Genomic DNA, 19,565 nt, shown 5'->3' with positions numbered 1-19,565 from the left:
GCGCCCCGCACGGGCGCGGAGAACCGCGCGAGCGGCCCCGGCCACCGGTCCGTCAGGACCAGTGCGCGGGGGGCTGCTCGCCCTGGTAGACCGCCTGGACGTCCAGCTCGATGCGGATCGTCGCGCCGACCACGGCGATGCCCTTGGCCAGCATCTTCCGCCAGTTGAGGGTGAAGTCCTCGCGGTGCAGCTCCGCCGAGGCGAAGCAGGCCACCCGGGTCTCGCCCTCCATGCCGCTGCCGTTGCCGAGGTAGTTCGTGTCCAGCTGCACCGACCGGCTGACGCCGTGCAGCGTCAGCGTCCCGCCGATCTGCCAGCGCGCGCCGCCGCGGTGCTGCATCCGGTCGCTGACGAAGTGCAGGTAGGGGTAGCGCTCGACCTCCAGGAAGTCCGCGGACCGCAGATGGTCGTCGCGCATCTTCACACCGGTGTTGATGCTGGCCGCGTCGATGGTGATCTCCACCGAGGAGTCCTCGACCCGCTCCGCGATGAAGAGGCTGCCCGCGAAGTTCTCGAACCGGCCGTGCACATTGGCCATCCCGATGTGCTGCGCGATGAAGCGGATCGCGGTGTGCGCCGGGTCGATCTCCCAGTAGCCGCGGGACGGCAGCTCCGGCGGCGGGGCCAGCTCCATCGACAGCCGCCCCAGCGGGGTGACCGAGCCGGCGGCTATCTGCGCGCCGAGGCGCAGCGTCTGGAAGCTCTCCGCCTGCAGCGCCAGCCGGTACTCGCCGGGCGCGACGGACGCGGCGAGGGTGCCGTAGGGGTCGGTGGCGCCCAGCTGCAGCACGCGTCCGTTGGCCGAGTCGGTCGCCGTCACCTCGACCTCGGGCAGCGGCATCCCGACCTGGTCGACCACCTGCATGCTGAGCAGGCCGGCGCCTTCCGGGATGGACGGGAATTCGGCCGCACTCCGGCCCTGGCCCTGATTGCGTCGGCCTCGTCCGAAAGCCATGGATGATCCCCAATCGTTGGTGCGGCCGTGCGTGTGTGCGACCCGGTGCGCAGTTTATGCGTTGTTCGTCCGGGCGCCGATCGATCTGACGCGGGGTTAGAAAGCGTCGGTAATGGGGGCGGGGATTAAGGTGCGGTGCATGGCACGCAGTATCGCAACCAATACCAAGGTCGACCTTGAAGGGCTGCTGGAGTTCGTGCGGCCCCGCCACCACGGCATCCTGCTGACCGTCCGCGCGGACGGCACGCCCCAGGGCTCGCCCGTCACCTGCGGCGTCGACGACTCGGGGCGGATCGTCGTCTCCACCTACCCGGACCGGGCGAAGGCCCGCAACGTGCGGCGGACGCCGCGCGCGTCGGTGATCGTCCTCTCCGACGACTTCAACGGCGCCTGGACGCAGGTGGACGGGCCCGCGGAGGTGCTGGACACGCCCGAGTCGGTGGACGCGCTGGTCGAGTACTACCGCAACATCGCGGGCGAGCACCCGGATTGGGCGGAGTACCGCCAGGCGATGCTCGACCAGGGCAAGAGCATCGTCCGTGTGACGCCGGAGCGCTGGTCCCCCATCGCCACCGGCGGCTTCCCCGCCCGCCTCGCCTAGCCCCCTGCCGCCCCTCAGCCCCCGGCACCACCCGGGGGCCGGGGCGGTGCCGGGGTTCAGGGCGGCACCACCGCGGCGGCGACGAGCACGCGCAGCACCGTTCCCAACTCGCGCACCCCCACCGCCCGCTCGTCGCCCATCACCCGCACCGTCCAGCCGCCCCCGGAACCCGACGCCACCACGGGGTACGCGCCGCCCTCCACCGGTGCGGGCCGCTGCACCGCCGCGTCCCGCACCGCCTCCCCCTCCCGCACCTCCCACGCCGCCGCGTCCGACATCCGCCCCACCGTCTCCGCCACCGCGGCCAGCCGCGCCCCCGCCCCGTCCACCGCGTCCATCGCCGCCAGGCCGGCGTCCAGCAGCCGGCCCGCGTCCGCCCCGTGCACCCGCACCCCGCGGAACCGCCGCCGGTCCCGGGCCTCGCTCACCACCGGCGCCTCCGCCGACGCCAGCCGCAGCACCGCCGCCGCCCGCTCGCCCCGTCCCGCCACCACCGGACGCGCCGACCGCGCGGCCTTTGCGCGGTACTGCGCCGCGTCCGCCAGCCGGAACAGCCGCGCCGGGCTCTCCACCGGGCCCACCGGATCCTCGGTGGACGCCACCCCGCAGGCCACCCCCTCCCCCTCCGGGAAGCGGAGGGCGGCCCGGCAGACCTCCTCCGCCGCGCGCACCACCTCGTCCGCCGGCGCGCCGTCCACCACCACGCAGAACTCGTCGCCGCCCAACCGGGCCGCCAGCGCGCCCGGCAGCGTCGCCGCGACCAGCGACAACTGATCGGCGAACCGTTCCAGCATGCGGTCGCCCGCCTCGTGGCCGCGCTCGTCGTTGAGCCGCTTCAGCCCGTTGACGTCGCAGACGATCAGCCCGGCCGGCGAGCCCTCCTCCACATGGCGCCGCACCGCCTCCGCCAGCCGGCCGTCCACCGCGCGCCGATTCGCCAGCCCGGTGAGCGGATCGGTGAAGGCCAGCCGCCGCACCGCGGCGAGCCGCTCGGTCTGCGCCAGGCCCGCCGAGACCTGCCCGGCGAGCACCGCGGCGAACTCCGCGTCCGCCGAGTTCAGGTGAGGCGCTCCGGCCTTGCGTGCGGCGTACAGCTCGCCCCAGGCCCGGCCCTCCAGCAGGACGGGGGCCACCACGCAGCAGCACCGGCCGCGGCTGCGCAGCCCGGCGGCGCGGGGGCCGTCACCCTCCGTGGTCTCGATCCAGGCGCGGGGCAGCGGGCCGTTGGGGCCGTCCTCGGCGATCTCCGGGAAGTGCGCGACCGGGTAGGACTCGTCGGCGGGCAGCGGCTCCTCGCCGGCCGCCAGATCGCCGTCGTTGACCAGGATGCGGAGCCGGCCCTGCGCGCGGTCCCAGGTGGAGATGGCGGCCATCGAGGCGTCCAGGGCGACCCGGGCGTGGTCCGCCGCCACCCGCGCCACGTCCAGGCCGTCGGGCGCCGCCGCCATGGCCTGCGCCATCCGGACCACGGCGCGCAGCCGATCCTCGCTCATACGTCCAGCGTATGCGCGGACCCGCTGGTAGCGGGATAAATACGGACTTGCGTGGCAGAGAGTCACCGCCGCCCGGCGGTCACGGCCAGCGCGGCCTGCGCTTCTCGTTGAAGGCGGCGACGCCCTCGGCGCGGTCCGGGGAGAAGGCGATGGCGTGCCAGGCGGCGTCCTCGACCTCCAGGCCGGCGTCCAGGGTGAGGCCCTGGCCCAGCCGGAGGGCGCGCTTGGCGGCGCGCAGGCCGACGGGTGAGTTCGCGGCGATCCGCTCGGCGAGCTCCAGCGCGGCGCTGCGGGCTTCGCCCGCGGGGACGAGGTGGTCGACGAGGCCGAGCTCCCGGGCCTCGTCCGCCTCGACGCGGCGGGCGGTGTAGATCAGCTCGGCGGCGCGGGCGGCGCCGACCCGGCGGGGCAGCAGCTGGGTGCCGCCTCCTCCCGGAATGACGCCGACGCTGACCTCGGGGAGGCCGACGACGGCGGTGGCGTCGGCGACGATCAGGTCGCAGGAGAGGGCGAGCTCGAAGCCGCCGCCGAGGGCGTAGCCGTGCACGGCGGCGACGGCGGGGACGGGGAGCGCGAGGACGCTCGCGTAGCCGGCGCGGGAGGCGGGGCGGTGGCGGGCGAGTTCGGCGTCCGTCATGCCGTTGCGCTCTTTGAGATCGGCGCCGACGCAGAACGCCTTCGGCGAGGCCGAGGTGAGCACGACGGCGCGTACAGCGTGGTCTGCGGCGAGGCTCGCGGTGGCCTCGACCAGCGCCGCGGACATCTCCGTCGACACGGCGTTCAGCGCGCGCGGGCGGTTCAGCACAAGCTCGGCGACGTTGCCGTGACGCCGCGTCAACACCAGGGGTTCGTCCGTCATGCCGCCCACGTTAACGCTCGTTCGCCGCGGTGGTCACTGTCCGCCGCCCCAAAGCCCCGGCACCCCACCCGACGTCGCCCCGGTGCCGGCGCCGTCGGCAGCCGCCGGGCCCGCGCGGAAGTGGGCGGGCAGGATGCCGCCTCCGAGGACGGGGCGACGCTGGCCGGTGGGCACGGTGCCAGCACCAACGATGGCCGGCAGCGCCGCGGGAGTGGGCCGACGCCAACGCCGCAAGCGCGGCACCGCGGGGATCGGTGAGAGCGGCCCAAGCGCTGCCAGGCAGGGGCGCGCGAAGCGCCGCGGCCGTGGGTGGGGCGGACTCCGACCACGGCGATGGATCGGCACCGAAGCCGCGCGCGGAGCGCCGCGGTGTCCGGTGGGAGCGAGCCAAGCGACCATCCGTGGCCGGGGCCTGCGCGCGAAGCGCTCCGGGAGTGGGTGGACGGGCTGCCACCCAAGCCGCGCGCGGAGCGCCGCGGCGGTCAGGACGGGCGCGGCGGTCAGGGCTGGCGCCGCGTGGAGTGTAGGGGCGTCGGGGGGTGACGGGCCGTTGGCTGCCGACGACGTGGGGACCGCGGCGGCCCCGGGTGGGGTGCCGGGGCGGAGGGGCGGCGGCGGCTACTCGGCGAGGGACCCGCGGCGGGTGAGGAGCCAGGGCTCGACGAGACCGAGCCCGCGGACGGGGCGGCGCCACATCGGCTGCAGCCGGTAGCGCGGGTCCTCGACGGCTCCCTCGCCCGCGTCGACCTCGACCGCCGTCGAGGCCGCCGACGCCGCCTCCTCGCCCGCCGGCACCATCCCCGACGGCGGCACCGCCGACGCCTTCTCCAGCGCCACCACCATCTCCCCGTCCACGAGCATCGAGTCCCGGGGGGCGATCGACGTCAGCCGCGACGCCAGGTTCACCGTCGTGCCGAAGACGTCACCCATCCGCGCGGTCACTGTGCCGAACGCCATGCCCACCCGCAGCGCCGGCATCGCCTCGTCGCCGATCATGCTCTCGATCAGCCGCAGCCCGATCTCCGCCGCCGTCACCGGATCCTCCGAGACGAACAGCACCTCGTCGCCCAGCGTCTTCACCAGACGGCCCCCGTGAGCGGCAACGATGTCCGCGGCCGTGCCCTCGAACGCCTCGACCAGCTCCCCGAGCTCCTCCTCCTCCATCCGCCGCGACAGCCGCGTGAAGCCGACCAGATCGGCGAAGCCGACCGCCAGCCGGCGGTCCACGGTGTCCGCGTCGTCGGACTGCACCACCCGGCCGGTCGCCGCCGCCAGCTGACGCCGCCACACATAGACCAGGAACTGCTCCAGTTCGGGGAGCATCAGCTCCATCAGCGGATAGGCCACCTCGGCCCGGCTCATCCCGGGCTCGGGCGACTCCACCAGCTGCTCCAGCAGGGTGTCGACCTGCCACTCGGCGAGCCGCGCGGTGGTCTGCCCGGTGGAGCGGGCGACCTGCACCGCCATCGCCTCGCTGAGCAGCCCGGCCTCGACCATGCCGCCGAGCCGGCGCAGCGCGATCACGTCGGCCTCGGTGAGCACCTTGTTCTGGCCGATGTCGGCGAAGCCCATGGCCCGCCAGAAGCGGGTGGCCAGCTCGATGGGGACGTCGGCGGCGCGCGCGGCCTGGAAGGGCGTGTAGTGCCGGGGCGCGCCGAGGATCAGCTGCTCCAGCTCCAGCGACAGATGCGAGACCTGGGGCCCCTCCTCGACCTCTTCCTCGCCGACGCCTTCGGCCTCGGCCTCGGCCTCGACCTCGGGCGACTCGCCCCCGGGCGCGTCCGCGGGAACGCCGGACCCCGCCGGGGCCCCCGCGGCCCCCGCGTTCTCCTCGCCACCCTCACCGGCTGTCATCATCGTTCGCCCCTGCCTCGCGCCGGGCTCCGCGGTACGGTCCGGCCCCACGATGCGGACGCCCCTCCGGCCCCGGTGGTTGCGTCCGCGCTGCAGCACTGCGATTGCAGCATTGCGCATGTCGGAGCCGCGCAACGACACCCGACACGGCCATGCCCGGCCACGATCCCGCTATCCGGCGTAGTCGCCGCCCTCGCCGCGCAGATGCACCACGTCCGCCGCGTCCACCGCCGTCGGCCCGTCACCGCTCCCGTCCTCGGCGATCAGCAGCCGCCCGTCGCCGTCCACGCCGACCGCCTCGCCGGTGAGCGTCCGCCCGCCCGGCAGCTCGGCCCGCACCCGGCGCCCGAGCGTCGCGCAGTGCGACTCGTACACCTCCCGCAGCCGCCCCGCCTCGGGGTCGCCGCCGAACTGACGCCAGCTCAGGTAGCGCGCCGCCAGCGCCCGCAGCAGGTATCGCAGCAGCGGATCGCGGTCGGCCGCCTTCGCCCCGCCGAGCGCCAGCGAGCCGGCCGTCGGCACCGGCAGCTCCTCCTGGCGGAGCGAGACATTGACGCCGATGCCCACCACGACCGCAGGACCGGCGGCCTCGGCGAGGATGCCGCCGGTCTTGCGGTCCTCCCCGTCCACGGCGACCAGCAGGTCGTTGGGCCATTTGAGGCGGACGTCCGCCCCGGAGACGGCGGAGAGCGCCTCCGCGGCCGCCGCCCCGGCGAGCAGCGGCAGCCAACCCCACCGCTCGGGCGCCACCGGATCGGCGCCCGTCCCCGGGCGCAGCAGCACCGAGACATGGAGCCCGGAACGCGGCGGCGCGCTCCAGGTGCGGCCCAGCCGTCCGCGGCCGGCGGACTGTGACTCGGCCACAAGGACCGCGCCCTCCGCCGCGCCCCCGCGGGCCCGCTCCACGAGGTCCGCGTTGGTGGAGCCGGTGGTCTCGACCACGTCGAGAGACGTCCAGGGTGAGTCGCCGCCGACCAGCGCTCGCCGCAGGCCCGCGGCGTTCAGCGGGGGGCGGTCGAGGTCGGAGTAGGGTCCGTTCACGGGGTCAAGCCTAGGGCGTGGCGGTTGTGCCGTTCCCACGAACGCGCGGCCAGGATTCGGTGCGGGACTACCAGGGTCCCGACAAGATCGCGCGATTACCCTCAGAAGGTCGAAGGAAGTCCACGTACCCATCCCCGTCTGGAGTGCACGCCGATGCCCGAGTCCGAGCCGGATATCGATATCCACACCACGGCCGGCAAGATCGCCGACCTCCAGCGGCGCATCGACGCGGCCGTGCACGCCGGGTCCGAGCGGGCCGTCGAACGCCAGCACGCCAAGGGCAAGCTGACGGCGCGCGAGCGCATCGACCTCCTCTTCGACGAGGGCTCCTTCGTGGAGCTGGACGAGTTCACCCGGCACCGCTCCACCAACTTCGGCATCGACGCCAACCGCCCGTACGGCGACGGCGTGGTCACCGGCTACGGCACCATCGACGGCCGCCCGGTCTGCGTCTACTCCCAGGACTTCACCGTCTTCGGCGGCTCCACCGCCGAGGTGCACGGCGAGAAGATCACCAAGCTGATGGACTTCGCGGTGCGCAACGGCCACCCGATCATCGGCATCAACGACGGCGGCGGCGCCCGCATCCAGGAGGGCGTCCTCGGCCTCGCCCAGTTCGGCGAGATCTTCCGCCGCAACACCCGGGCCTCCGGCGTCGTCCCGCAGATCACCCTGATCATGGGCCCCTGCGCGGGCGGCTCGGTCTACTCCCCGGCGATCACCGACTTCGTGGTGATGGTCGACAAGACCTCCCACATGTTCATCACCGGCCCGGACGTCATCAAGACGGTCACCGGCGAGGAGGTCGGCTTCGAGGAGCTGGGCGGCGCCCGCACCCACAACGCGGTCTCCGGCAACGCCCACTACATGGCGGCGGACGAGAAGGAGGCCGTGGAGTACGTCAAGGCGCTGCTCTCCTACCTGCCGTCGAACAACATGTCGGAGCCGCCGTCCGAGCCCGAGGAGGCCGACCTCGACCTCGCCGACACCGACCGCGCGCTGGACACGCTGATCCCGGACTCCCCCAACCAGCCCTACGACATGCACCAGGTCCTGGAGGCCGTGGTCGACGAGGGCGAGTTCCTGGAGACCCAGCCGCTCTTCGCGCCGAACGTGCTCACCGGCTTCGGCCGGGTGGAGGGCTGCCCGGTCGGCATCATCGCCAACCAGCCGATGCAGTTCGCGGGGACGCTGGACATCGACGCCTCCGAGAAGGCGGCGCGGTTCGTGCGGCTCTGCGACGCGTTCAACGTCCCGGTGCTGACCTTCGTGGACGTGCCGGGCTTCCTGCCGGGCACGGACCAGGAGTACAACGGCATCATCCGGCGCGGCGCCAAGCTGATCTACGCGTACGCGGAGGCGACGGTGCCGCTGGTCACCGTCATCACGCGGAAGGCGTACGGCGGGGCGTACGTGGTGATGGGCTCCAAGAACCTGGGCGCGGACATCAACCTCGCCTGGCCGACGGCGCAGATCGCGGTGATGGGCGCGCAGGGCGCGGTCAACATCCTCAACCGCCGGGCGCTGGCCGCCGCGCAGGACCCGGACGCGCTGCGCAACGAGCTGATCACCGAGTACGAGGACGCCTTCGCCAACCCGTACGTGGCGGCCGAGCGCGGCTACGTCGACGCGGTGATCATGCCGCACGACACCCGCCGGCACGTCGTCAAGGCCCTGCGGCAGCTGCGCACCAAGCGCGAGTCGCTGCCGCCGAAGAAGCACGGGAACATCCCGCTGTGAGGAGTGCCGCGATGAGTCAGCCGGTCATCCGCATCGAGCGGGGCGCCGCGACGCCGGAGGAACTGGCCGCGGTGCTCGCCGTGGTCACCGCCCGGGCGGCGGCCGCGGCCGCCGCGGCGGAGGCGCCCGCGCCGGCGCCGGCGTCCGCCTGGACGGACCGCGCCCGCACGATGACGCGGACGCCGCGGGTCGGCGCGGGCGCCTGGAAGTCGTCCGCGTGGTAGCCGCGATCTGAGTAGGCGTACTCAAGCGGGGCCAGGGCGGCCGGGCGGACCATCGAAGCATGTTGTGGTCCGACCGTCGGCAGCACGAGCGGGAGGCGCTCGTGGACGCCGAATCGCTGCGCGAGTTGAGGCTGTTCCGGGTGATCTGGCCCATCCTCATCGCCGCCGCGGCCGTCGCCCTGTTCGTCATCCTCACCTGACCCCCGCGCCCCCGAAGGGGCGCGGGGAACCGCGCGAGCGGCCACCGCCGGCCCGCCGCCCGGCAAGCGTCCCCGCACCGCACGGCGCGCACCCGCCGACCATTAACATCAGCGCATGCGCCCCCTCGTGCTCGCCTCCCAGTCCCCCGCCCGGCTCGGTCTGCTGAAGCAGGCCGGCCTGCGGCCGCACGTGCTGGTCAGCGGGGTGGACGAGGATGCGATCACCGCGCCGACCCCCGGCGAGCTCGCCCTCGCCCTCGCCGTCGCCAAGGCGGCGACCGTCGCCGCCCGCGACGGCGAACTGCCCGCCGACGCCCTCGTCGTCGGCTGCGACTCCGTCCTGGACCTGGACGGCGCCGCCCTCGGCAAGCCCTCCGACGCGGACGAGGCCCGCGCCCGCTGGCGCGACATGCGCGGCCGCACCGGCGTGCTGCGCACCGGGCACTGCGTCATCGACACCGCCACCGGGCGGCGCGCCGCCGAGACCGCGTCGACCACCGTGCGGTTCGGCACCCCGGACGACGCCGAGGTCGAGGCGTACGTGGCGACCGGCGAACCCCTGCACGTCGCCGGGGCGTTCACCCTGGACGGCTACGCCGCGCCCTTCGTGGACGGCATCGACGGCGACCCCGGCAATGTCATCGGCCTCTCGCTGCCGCTGCTCCGCCGCCTCCTCGCCGAGCTGGACGTGCGGATCACCGACCTCTGGTGACCGCCGTCGCCCGCGGTCCGCGCGCCGCCCCGGGCGGCGGCGCCGCGAAGAGCACCACCCCGATCAGCAGCACCACCACCGCCAGCACCCCGAACGCCGTCCAGCCCGAGCCGCCGAAGGCGAACGCCGCCAGCAGCGCCTGCACGACCAGGCTGGCGACGAGGACGATGCGCCCCATCCGGCGCAGCGGCCGCAGCCGCACCGCCAGCAGGATCAGCCGGACGGCGACGAGCAGCAGCAGCACCGCGGCGATGCCGCCGCCCACCCAGGCGCCCCCGGAGATCATCCCGTCCCCGATCGGGCCCATCTTCATGTGCTGGTCGCCCGCCGCGACCCCCAGCACCGCCGCGCCGGCGGCCAGCGCGAACGCCTCGCAGCCCAGCAGGACGCCCGCCGCACCGGCGGCCAGCCGGGTGAGGGTGGATTCGTTCAACCACGTCCAACGGCCCATGTGTTGACGCTACGCGCCGGTAGACACCGGGGACAAGACCACCGCCGCCCGTCCCGCCGGCCCCGGGGCTCGATCCACGTGATCCGAGAAATTTGACGTCCACGTTCATGGGGACCCTCCAAACCGCCCCCGGGCCTCCCCTGCCCCTCGCATCGCCCCCGGGGCGCCCTGGCTTGGGAAGAAGCCCCCGGGGCCGCCGTCCGCCCGATGCGGTGCGGACACCGCCCCAGGGGGAAGACCGTGTAGAGGGTGTCTAAAATCGCCCAAGGCCGAAAGAGGAAGGGAGCCGACCGTGCGCAAGGTGCTGATCGCCAACCGCGGGGAGATCGCGGTCCGTGTCGCGCGGGCCTGCCGGGATGCCGGCATCGCCAGCGTGGCCGTCTACGCCGAGCCGGACCGGGACGCGGTGCATGTGCGCGCCGCCGACGAGGCGCATGCGCTGGGCGGCACCACCCCCGGCGACAGCTACCTGGACATCGGCAAGGTCCTCGCGGCCGCGGCCGCCTCCGGGGCCGACGCCGTCCACCCCGGCTACGGATTCCTGTCGGAGAACGCCGAGTTCGCGCAGGCCGTGCTGGACGCCGGGCTGACCTGGATCGGCCCGCCGCCGAAGGCGATCCGCGACCTGGGCGACAAGGTCGCCGCCCGGCACATCGCGCAGCGCGCCGGCGCCCCGCTGGTGGCCGGCACGCCCGACCCGGTGGCGGACGCCGACGAGGTGGTGGCCTTCGCCCAGGAACACGGGCTGCCGATCGCCATCAAGGCGGCCTTCGGCGGCGGCGGGCGCGGGCTGAAGGTGGCCCGCACGCTGGAGGAGATCCCCGAGCTGTACGAGTCCGCCGTCCGCGAGGCGGTGGTCTCCTTCGGCCGCGGCGAGTGCTTCGTCGAGCGCTACCTGGACCGCCCCCGGCACGTGGAGACGCAGTGCCTGGCGGACGTCCACGGCAATGTGGTCGTCGTCTCCACCCGCGACTGCTCGCTGCAGCGCCGCCACCAGAAGCTGGTGGAGGAGGCCCCGGCCCCCTATCTGACGGACGCCCAGGTCGAGCAGCTGTACACGGCCTCCAAGGCGATCCTCAGCGAGGCCGGCTACGCCGGCGCCGGCACCTGCGAGTTCCTCGTCGGCCAGGACGGCACGATCTCCTTCCTGGAGGTCAACACCCGGCTCCAGGTCGAGCACCCGGTCTCCGAGGAGGTCACCGGCCTGGACCTGGTGCGCGAGCAGCTGCGCATCGCCGACGGCGAGGAGCTCGGCTACGGCGACCCGGAGCTGCGCGGCCACTCCTTCGAGTTCCGCATCAACGGCGAGGACCCGGGCCGCGGCTTCCTGCCCGCCCCCGGCGCGGTGACGGCCTGGCGGCCGCCGTCCGGCCCGGGCGTGCGGCTGGACGCGGGCGTCGAGGCCGGCAGCGTCATCGGCCCGGCGTGGGACTCGCTGCTCGCCAAGCTGATCGTCACCGGCGCCACCCGGCAGCAGGCGCTGCAGCGCGCCTCCCGGGCGCTGGAGGAGTTCGGCGTGGAGGGGATGGCCACGGCGCTCCCGTTCCACCGCGCGGTCGTCACCGACCCGGCGTTCGCCCCCGAGGTGCACGGCACCGAGGGGCCGTTCACCGTCCACACCCGGTGGATCGAGACGGAGTTCGACAACACCATCCCGCCGTTCGCCGGCGGCGGGGACGGCGACGCCGAGGCCGAGGCGCGCGAGACCGTGGTCGTCGAGGTCGGCGGCAAGCGCCTGGAGGTGTCCCTGCCGGCCGGGCTGGGCGCCTCGGCGATGCCGGCGAAGAAGGCCAAGAAGGCCCGCCACTCGATGGGCCGCGGCGGCTCGGCGGCGACCGGCGACGAGCTCGCCTCGCCGATGCAGGGCACCATCGTCAAGGTCGCCGTGGAGGAGGGCCAGCAGGTCGCCGAGGGCGATCTGATCGTGGTCCTGGAGGCGATGAAGATGGAGCAGCCGATCAACGCCCACAAGGCCGGGACGGTGACCGGGCTGGCCGCCGAGGTCGGCGACGCGGTCGGCAACGGCGCTCCCATCTGCACCATCAAGGACTGACCCGGCGTCGGACGGGCCGCCCGCGGGGCTGCTCCGTCCGGCCCAACCGGATGCGCACCCGGGCACGTGACCTCGGAGACTGAGGTCTCGTGCCCCTTGCGCGTCCGGCTCAGGGCCGGGCCCGGGGCACCTGTTCCGTCCGACGAAGGGACACCAGGTGGCCTCGCCCGAGACACCCTCCGGCACGAGCCCGGACGCCGAGCTGGACCCGGTGGACGACAGGCTGCGGAGGGACCACTCCTTCCTCGGCCACCCGCGGGGCCTGGCCACGCTCTCCGGCCTGGAGATCTGGGAGCGGTTCTCCTTCATCGGGATGCAGACCATCCTGACGCTGTATCTGGCCGCCTCGGTGGCCCACGACGGCCTCGGGATGTCCCCCAGCTCCGCGGCGTCCGTCTCGGCCGCCTACGGCACCCTGGTGTACCTGGTGTCGGTGGCCGGCGGCTGGATCGCCGACCGGATGCTCGGCGGCTACCGCTCGGTGCTCTACGGCGGCATCCTGATCGCCCTGGGCCACTACTGCATGGCGATCCCCACCAACTGGGCCACCTGGACGGGCCTCGGCCTGATCAGCGCCGGCACCGGCCTGCTGAAGCCGAACGTCTCCACGCTCGCCGGAAAGCTGTACCGCAGCGACGACGAGCGCCGCGACGCCGGCTTCGCCATCTACTACATGTGCATCAACATCGGCGCCTTCCTGGGCCCGCTGATCACCAGTTGGCTCGCCGATCACAAGGGTTACCACTGGGGTTTCAGCGCCGCGGCGATCGGCATGACGCTGGGTCTGATCCAGTACGTCTTGGGCCGCAGGACCATCGCCGGGCGCAACGAGCACGCCGCGCACCGGCTCCCGCCGGAGAGGATGCGGCGGGCGGTGCGCTGGATCGCGGTCGGCGCGGTGGTCGTCGCGGCGCTCGCCGTCGGCCTGGCGCTGCCCGGCGTGCTGACGCTGGCCCGCTTCGTGGACGTGCTCACCTGGATCTCGGTGGCGGCGCCGATCGCCTACTTCATCGTGCTCTTCCGCAGCCCGCAGGTGACGGCCGAGGAGCGGGGGCGGCTGCGCCCCTACATCGTGCTGTTCATCGGCTCGGCCGCGTTCAACATGATCCTCTTTCAGGCGTACTCGACGATGATGCTGCTGGCCACGTCGAACGCGCAGAACACGATCTTCGGCTACACCTTCCCGTCCGGCTGGTACAACTCGGCGCTGGGCGCCTTCGAGGTGATCCTCGCCCCGATCACGGCCTGGGTGTGGACGCGGATGGGCCGCCGCCAGCCGCACGTCTCCAACAAGATCGCGCTGGGCGTGGTGCTCGGCGGTCTGTCGTTCGTGGTGCTGATCTTCCCCACCTCCGGGCACTCCGGGAGCGACTGGAAGATGTCGGCCTGGTGGATCGTGCTCTGCTACGTGCTGCTGGGCCTCGGCGACGTGCTGCTGGAGAGCAGCGGCCTGGCGGCCACCACCAAGCTGGCGCCGCAGGCGTTCGCCAGCCAGACGATGGCGCTGTGGTTCCTCTCCCTGGCGCTCGCCAACGGGGTCCAGGCGCAGATCGTCAAGCTCTACGGCCATGTCTCCTACCCGGTGTACTTCGGGGTCAACGGCGGCATCGCGATCGTCGTGGGACTGTTGATCATGGCGGCGGCGCCCTGGCTGCGCCGCACCATGCACCCCGTCAGGTAGTCACCCCGTCAGGCAGTACCGCCCAGCCCTTTTGTGAGGACGCGTCGCACCATGCGCTACCGCACCGATCTCCCGCACCCGACCACCGTCGAGGACACCTGGATCCCGCTCCCGGACGGCACCCGCCTCTACGCCCGGATCTGGCGGCCCGTCACCGAGGAGCCGGTGCCGGTGCTGCTGGAGTACCTGCCGTACCGGCTCGGCGACTGGACGGCCCCGCGCGACCAGCAGCGCCACCCCTACTACGCGGGCCACGGCTACGCCTCGGTGCGGGTGGACGTGCGCGGCGCCGGCAACTCCGACGGCGTCGAGACGGACGAGTACTCGGCGCAGGAGCTGGCGGACGGCGTCGAGGTGGTGAACTGGCTCGCCGCGCAGCCCTGGTCGACCGGCCGGGTGGGGATGTTCGGGATCTCCTGGGGCGGCTTCAACTCGCTGCAGATCGCCGGGCTGGCGCCGGAGCCGCTGAAGGCGATCGTCACCGTCTGCTCGACGGACGACCGCTACGACAACGACGTGCACTACACCGGCGGCTCGGTGCTCGCCGTGGACATGCACGCCTGGGCCGCCACGATGCTCGCCTTCACCGCCCGTCCCCCGGACCCGGCGGCGGTCGGCGACCGCTGGAAGCGGATGTGGCTGGACCGGCTGGAGCAGCACGAGCCGTTCCTGCACACCTGGCTCGCCCACCAGACCCGGGACGACTACTGGAAGCACGGCAGCGTCTGCGAGGACTACGGCTCGATCAAGGCCGCGGTGCTGGCGGTCGGCGGCTGGCACGACCCGTACCGGGACACCGTCTTCCGGCTGCTGGAGCACCTCGGCGCGCCGTGCCACGGGCTGGTGGGGCCCTGGTCGCACCAGTACCCGGACCGCGGGCTGCCGCCGGGGCCGTCCATCGGCTTCCTCCAGGAGACGCTGCGCTGGTGGGACCGCTGGCTGAAGGACGACACGTCCACGGGCGTCGAGAAGGACCCGAAGCTGCGGGCGTACATCTCCGACCCGCTGCCGCCGGCCACCGTGTGGGAGACCCGGCCGGGGCGCTGGGTGGGCGCCTCGTCCTGGCCGTCGCCGGACGTGGCGATCACCGCGTACGGGCTGGGCGGCAGCGTCGCCGCCGACGGCGAGCTGCATCCGCTGGACGCGGTGGACGGCGACGGGTTCGTGGCCGTCGACTCCCCGCAGCAGACCGGGGTGGACGCGGGCCGCTTCTTCCCGTTCGGGAACAAGAGCGACCTGCCGCCGGACCAGCGCGAGGAGGACGGCCGTTCGGCGTGCTTCGACTCGGCGCCGCTGGGGGCGCGGGTGGAGATCCTGGGCCGGGCGAAGGTGCGGCTGCGGCTGCGCTGCGACGCGCGGCGCGGGCAGGTGGTCGCGCGCCTCTGCGACGTGGCCCCCGACGGGTCGTCGACGCTGGTGACGCGCGGGGTGCTGAACCTGTCGGCGCGGCGCGGGCGGGACCGCGTCACGGAGTGGGAACCGGGGGCGGTGGAGGAGGTCGAGTTCGAGCTCAACGCCGTCGGGGCGGCGTTCCCCCCGGGGCATCGGATCCGGCTGGCCGTCTCGAACGCGTACTGGCCGTGGGTGTGGCCGCAGGCGGACTCGGGGGTGCTGGGGGTGGATCCGCTGGCGAGCCTGGTCGAACTCCCGGTTCGCGATCCGGCGGCCGACGCCGGGTACCCGCCGATCGCGTTCGGCGAGCCCGAGCAGACGCCTCCGCTGGAGGTGGCCTACGGGACGCCGGAGGAGCCGCGGCCGGAGCGGCGGGTGGTGCGGGATGTCGCCGAGGGCGAGTGGCTGCTGGAGGTCGACCCCAACTACGGCGGCTCGCGGACGTATCCGGACGGGCTGGTCTTCACCGAGGAGGCGCTGGAGCGGTACTGGATCACCGAGGGCGATCCGCTCTCCGCGCGGACCCGCTCGGACTGGTTCGTCCGGCTGGAGCGGGGCGAGGGCGCGGACCGGTGGGATGCGTCGCTGCGGACGCGCAGCGAGATTCGCTGCGACGGTGAGCGGTTCCTCACGTTCAACTCGGTGACCTGCTGGGACGGCACCGAGGTGGTCTTCGACCGGACGTGGGAACGCGAGATCCCGCGGACGGCGGGCTAGTCGTTGCACGGCGGCCCCGCGCCGCGCGGCGTGGGGCCGCCCCCCTCTCACGGTCCGCTGTGCTCGCTCGCGCAGTTCCCCGCGCCCCCGGGGTGGTCACTCGCCGCTCTCGTCCTGGGCCGGTTTGGCTGGGCTGATCAGGACTTTTGACCATTCCTTGGGGGGATCTTGGTCAAAGCTTTACCTGCTTGCCGAATGCAACAATTTGCTTCCGGCAACCAACTGGGACTATCGTTGCCAACGGCAACCACTCTTCCAGCGAAGCCGGACCCCATGGCCACCTCCGAAACCTGCGCCGAGCTCGTCCTGCAGCTCGGCGCGCTCGGCGCGATCCGCCGCGGGATGATCCGCGCGGCGCGCGGCCTCCCCGAGGACGGCCCCGAGCTGCACCCCGCGGCCTACGGCGTGCTCGCGATGCTCGGCAAGTACGGACGCCTCCGCCTGAGCGAGCTCTCCGACCTCCTCGACGTCGACCTGTCGGTGACGAGCCGCCACATCAGCCACCTCGCCAAGCGGGGCCTGGTCGCCCGCCACCGCGACGCCGACGACCGGCGGTCCCGCGTCATCGCCCTCACCGACGAGGGCACCGCGGCGCTCGACCAGCTGATGGGCCGCTACGCCGGCTCCGTCGCCGAGCGGCTGCGCGACTGGAGCGACGAGGACGTCGCCCGCCTCGCCGAGCTCATCGCCCGGCTGCGCGCCAGCTTCGAGCCCCACCCCCACCGAACGATCCCCCAACCGCTCACCGCGGAACGATAAGGAAGCGTATGACCACCACCGCACCGCCTGACGTGCGGACCGCGGGGAGCCCTGCCGGCGCCCCGGCCGGATCTGCCCCGATGTCCCACGGGCAGGTCCTCCGGGCCATGTCGGGGCTCATCATCGGCATGTTCGTGGCGATCCTCTCCTCGACGATCGTCACCAACGCGCTGCCCACGATCATGCGCGACCTGCACGGCAGCCAGACCGCGTACACCTGGACGGTCACCGCCGCCCTCCTGGCCACCACCGCGACCACCACCATCTGGGGCAAGCTCGCCGACCTGTTCAGCAAGAAGCTGCTGGTGCAGCTCGCGCTGGTCATCTACGTCATCGGCTCGGTGGTCGCCGGGCTGTCGCAGAACACCGGAATGCTGATCTCGGCCCGCGTCATCCAGGGCATCGGCGCCGGCGGGCTCTCCGCGCTGGCGCAGACGATCATGGCGGTGCTGGTCTCGCCGCGCGAGCGGGGCCGCTACAGCGGCTACATCGGCGCGGCCTTCGCGCTCGGCACCATCACCGGCCCGCTGATCGGCGGCGCCATCGTGGACAGCTCGCTCGGCTGGCGCGGCTGCTTCTACGTCTGCGTGCCGGTCGCGATCGTCGCGCTGATCATCCTTCAGCTCACCCTGCACCTGCCGAAGCAGAAGAAGGACGTCAAGGTCGACGTGCTCGGCGCCTTCCTGATCACCGCCGCGGTCTGCGCGCTGCTGATCTGGGTCTCGCTCGCCGGCAGCGGCGCCAGCGCCAAGTGGCCCTGGTGGGGCTGGCAGACCGGCGCCTTCGTCGGCGGCGCCGCGGTGCTGGTCGTGCTCTTCCTGATCACCGAGTCCAAGGTGAAGATGCCGATCGTCCCGCTGCACTTCTTCAAGGTGCGGACGATCGCGCTGGCCTCCACCGCCTCGCTCTTCGTCGGCGTGGCGATGTTCGCCGGCACCATCTACCTCAGCGAGTTCTTCCAGGACTCGCGCGGCAAGTCCCCGACGATGGCCGGGCTCTCCACGCTGCCGATGGTGGTCGGGCTCTTCCTCGCCTCCACCGTCTCCGGGCAGATCATCACCCGGACCGGCCGCTGGAAGGCGCTGCTCTGCTCCGGCGGCGTGGTGGTCACCGCGGGCTCCGGCCTGCTGAGCATCGTCCGCTACGACACGAACTACTGGCTGATCGCCGTCTTCATGTTCCTGCTCGGCGCGGGCGTCGGCATGATGATGCAGAACCTGGTGCTCTCGGTGCAGAACCAGGTCGCCCCGCACGAACTGGGCGCCGCCAGCTCGCTGGTGTCCTTCTTCCGGACGCTCGGCGGCGCCATCGGCGTCACCGCGCTGGGCGCCGTGATGGCCAACAAGATCTCCGACTACATCAAGGACGGCCTGGTCTCCCACCACGTGACCAAGGTGCCCGCCGCGCTCTCCGGGGGCGCTGCCCCCAGCCCGGAGTCACTGCCGCAGCCCTTCCGGGGCATCATGGAGTCGGCCTACGGGCACGGGATCGCCGACATCTTCCTGTACGCGGCACCGTTTGCGTTCCTCGCGCTGTTGTCGGTGTTGTTCATCAAGGAGGTGCCGCTGCGCACCAAGTCCGGGAACGAGCGCGCCGCCGAGGCGGAGCTGGGGAGTGACATGCAGGACAGCCAGGAGAGCAGCACCGCGACAGGGGACCAGGCAGCAGCACAGGACGCTTCGGCGCCGGCGGGCCTGCCCGCCGCCCGGGTGTCGCAGGCGCCCGCGATGGCGATGGCGATGGCCGCCGCCAACGGGCGCACCCACCACAACGGACACGGCCGGCATGCGGCGGCGTCCGCGGCCGGCACCCCGGTGCCGCCCGGCGGCACCGGCGGGTACGGCAGCAACGGGTACGGCGGCCAGTACGGCTACGGCGCCGGCTTCGCACAGCAGCGCGACGCGGCGGCGGCGCTCCCCGGCAGCGGTTCGGGCGGCTTCGGGACCGCGGACGGCGGCTCCGGCGGCGGCTTCGGCGGCTCCGGCGGCTCGGGCGGCGGCGCCCCCATCGAGGGCCACGTCCGGCGCGGCGACGGCAGCCCGCTGGAGGCGGCCACCCTCACCCTGATCGACCTGTCGGGCCGCCAGCTGGCCCGCTCCGCGGTGGACGGGCAGGGCGGCTACCGCCTCGACACCCCCGGCCAGGGCTCCTACGTCCTGATCGCCGCCGCGGACGGGCACCAGCCGCAGGCCTCCACCGTCACGGTCGGCCCGGAGGGCCTCCTGCACGACCTGGTGCTCTCCGGCACCTCCGGCCTCGCCGGCATCGTGCTGGGCGGCGCCGGCGGCACGGCGGTGGAGGGGGCGACCGTGGTCGTCACCGACGCCCGCGGCGAGGTGCTGGCCACCGGGCGCACGGGCGCCGACGGCCGGTTCCGCTTCGGCGAGCTGACGGCGGGCGCCTTCACCCTCGCGGTGAGCGCGGACGGGCACCGTCCCACCGCCGTCCCCGCAGTGATCTCGTCGGACCCGGGCGCCGGAACCACCGAGATCGAGGTGCGGCTGCGCCCCGGCGCCACGCTCACCGGCGTGGTGCTGGCGGCCGGCGCGGGCACCGCGGACGGCCAGGAGCAGCCGCTCGGCGACGCCCGGGTGACCCTGGTGGACGCGGCCGGCAACGTCGTCGGCGCCACCACCACCGACGCGGACGGCTCGTACGCCTTCGCGGACCTGGACGCCGGCGAGTACACGGTGATCGCCAGCGGCTATCCGCCGGCGGCCACCGGGGTATCGGTGCAGGACGACAGCGAGTCCGGGTTCGACCTGAGGCTGAGCCACCCGGAGGAGTAGCGGGCACGGGGGCGGTCCCCGCGGAACTCCCGCGGGGACGGCCC

Annotated in this window: 16 protein-coding genes; 10 read left to right on the top strand and 6 right to left on the bottom strand. The window is 73.6% G+C overall.

All coding sequences use genetic code 11. The features are described from left to right. Positions 1–52: 52 nt before the first annotated feature. The gene (locus BIV57_RS05030; RefSeq protein ID WP_079170016.1) at positions 53–955 is read right to left on the bottom strand and encodes a YceI family protein; all 903 of its coding nucleotides are present in this window, start codon (positions 953–955) and stop codon (positions 53–55) included. Between the two features lie 139 nt (positions 956–1,094). Between BIV57_RS05030 and BIV57_RS05025 the strand changes: the two genes are divergently transcribed. Beyond that, positions 1,095–1,556, top strand: a complete 462-nt coding sequence (locus BIV57_RS05025; RefSeq protein ID WP_071655413.1) for a PPOX class F420-dependent oxidoreductase — start codon at positions 1,095–1,097, stop codon at positions 1,554–1,556. A gap of 56 nt (positions 1,557–1,612) precedes the next feature. Here the strand turns inward: BIV57_RS05025 and BIV57_RS05020 are convergent, their stop codons facing one another. The 4 genes from BIV57_RS05020 to BIV57_RS05005 all read right to left on the bottom strand — a co-directional run bounded on the left by BIV57_RS05020 (position 1,613) and on the right by BIV57_RS05005 (position 6,803). After that, a complete protein-coding gene (locus BIV57_RS05020) occupies positions 1,613–3,049 on the bottom strand; it encodes a GGDEF domain-containing protein (protein ID WP_071655412.1) in 1,437 nt (478 codons plus the stop codon). A gap of 79 nt (positions 3,050–3,128) precedes the next feature. Then, positions 3,129–3,908 carry an enoyl-CoA hydratase/isomerase family protein gene (locus BIV57_RS05015; RefSeq protein ID WP_071655457.1) on the bottom strand — a complete coding sequence of 260 codons (780 nt, stop codon included), beginning with the start codon at positions 3,906–3,908 and terminating at the stop codon, positions 3,129–3,131. A gap of 618 nt (positions 3,909–4,526) precedes the next feature. Beyond that, positions 4,527–5,762, bottom strand: a complete 1,236-nt coding sequence (locus BIV57_RS05010) for an adenylate/guanylate cyclase domain-containing protein (protein ID WP_071655456.1) — start codon at positions 5,760–5,762, stop codon at positions 4,527–4,529. 171 nt (positions 5,763–5,933) lie between these two features. After that, positions 5,934–6,803: a biotin--[acetyl-CoA-carboxylase] ligase gene (locus BIV57_RS05005; protein ID WP_071655411.1), complete on the bottom strand. Its 870-nt coding sequence runs from the start codon at positions 6,801–6,803 to the stop codon at positions 5,934–5,936. A 153-nt stretch (positions 6,804–6,956) separates the two neighbouring features. Between BIV57_RS05005 and BIV57_RS05000 the strand changes: the two genes are divergently transcribed. The 4 genes from BIV57_RS05000 (at position 6,957) to BIV57_RS04990 (ending at position 9,679) form a co-directional block, all read left to right on the top strand. Beyond that, positions 6,957–8,543: an acyl-CoA carboxylase subunit beta gene (locus BIV57_RS05000; RefSeq protein WP_071655410.1), complete on the top strand. Its 1,587-nt coding sequence runs from the start codon at positions 6,957–6,959 to the stop codon at positions 8,541–8,543. An 11-nt stretch (positions 8,544–8,554) separates the two neighbouring features. Further along, complete coding sequence (locus BIV57_RS04995) at positions 8,555–8,767, top strand: acyl-CoA carboxylase epsilon subunit (RefSeq protein ID WP_071655409.1); 213 nt, start codon at positions 8,555–8,557, stop codon at positions 8,765–8,767. 59 nt (positions 8,768–8,826) lie between these two features. After that, a complete protein-coding gene (locus tag BIV57_RS24905; protein WP_175548668.1) occupies positions 8,827–8,967 on the top strand; it encodes a hypothetical protein in 141 nt (46 codons plus the stop codon). 115 nt (positions 8,968–9,082) lie between these two features. Further along, positions 9,083–9,679 carry a nucleoside triphosphate pyrophosphatase gene (locus BIV57_RS04990; RefSeq protein ID WP_071655408.1) on the top strand — a complete coding sequence of 199 codons (597 nt, stop codon included), beginning with the start codon at positions 9,083–9,085 and terminating at the stop codon, positions 9,677–9,679. Here BIV57_RS04990 and BIV57_RS04985 read toward each other — a convergent pair. Continuing rightward, a complete protein-coding gene (locus BIV57_RS04985; RefSeq protein WP_071655407.1) occupies positions 9,663–10,130 on the bottom strand; it encodes a hypothetical protein in 468 nt (155 codons plus the stop codon). The two genes, BIV57_RS04990 and BIV57_RS04985, sit on opposite strands and share 17 nt — an antisense overlap. Before the next feature lie 292 nt (positions 10,131–10,422). Here BIV57_RS04985 and BIV57_RS04980 point away from each other — a divergent pair, with 292 nt between their 5' ends. From BIV57_RS04980 to BIV57_RS04960, 5 genes are all read left to right on the top strand, one after another. After that, a complete protein-coding gene (locus tag BIV57_RS04980) occupies positions 10,423–12,183 on the top strand; it encodes an acetyl/propionyl/methylcrotonyl-CoA carboxylase subunit alpha (RefSeq protein ID WP_071655406.1) in 1,761 nt (586 codons plus the stop codon). 157 nt (positions 12,184–12,340) lie between these two features. Next, the gene (locus tag BIV57_RS04975; protein ID WP_079170013.1) at positions 12,341–13,864 is read left to right on the top strand and encodes a peptide MFS transporter; all 1,524 of its coding nucleotides are present in this window, start codon (positions 12,341–12,343) and stop codon (positions 13,862–13,864) included. 51 nt (positions 13,865–13,915) lie between these two features. Then, a complete protein-coding gene (locus BIV57_RS04970) occupies positions 13,916–15,973 on the top strand; it encodes a CocE/NonD family hydrolase (protein ID WP_071655405.1) in 2,058 nt (685 codons plus the stop codon). Between the two features lie 273 nt (positions 15,974–16,246). Beyond that, positions 16,247–16,732, top strand: a complete 486-nt coding sequence (locus tag BIV57_RS04965) for a MarR family winged helix-turn-helix transcriptional regulator (RefSeq protein ID WP_071655404.1) — start codon at positions 16,247–16,249, stop codon at positions 16,730–16,732. Between the two features lie 80 nt (positions 16,733–16,812). Next, positions 16,813–19,521: an MFS transporter gene (locus BIV57_RS04960; protein ID WP_245797431.1), complete on the top strand. Its 2,709-nt coding sequence runs from the start codon at positions 16,813–16,815 to the stop codon at positions 19,519–19,521. Positions 19,522–19,565 lie beyond the last annotated feature (44 nt).

The organism is Mangrovactinospora gilvigrisea (assembly GCF_001879105.1).
Taxonomy (GTDB): domain Bacteria; phylum Actinomycetota; class Actinomycetes; order Streptomycetales; family Streptomycetaceae; genus Mangrovactinospora; species Mangrovactinospora gilvigrisea.
Note: the sequence above shows the minus strand (reverse complement) of the source record. Positions and strands in the feature narration are given on the sequence as shown.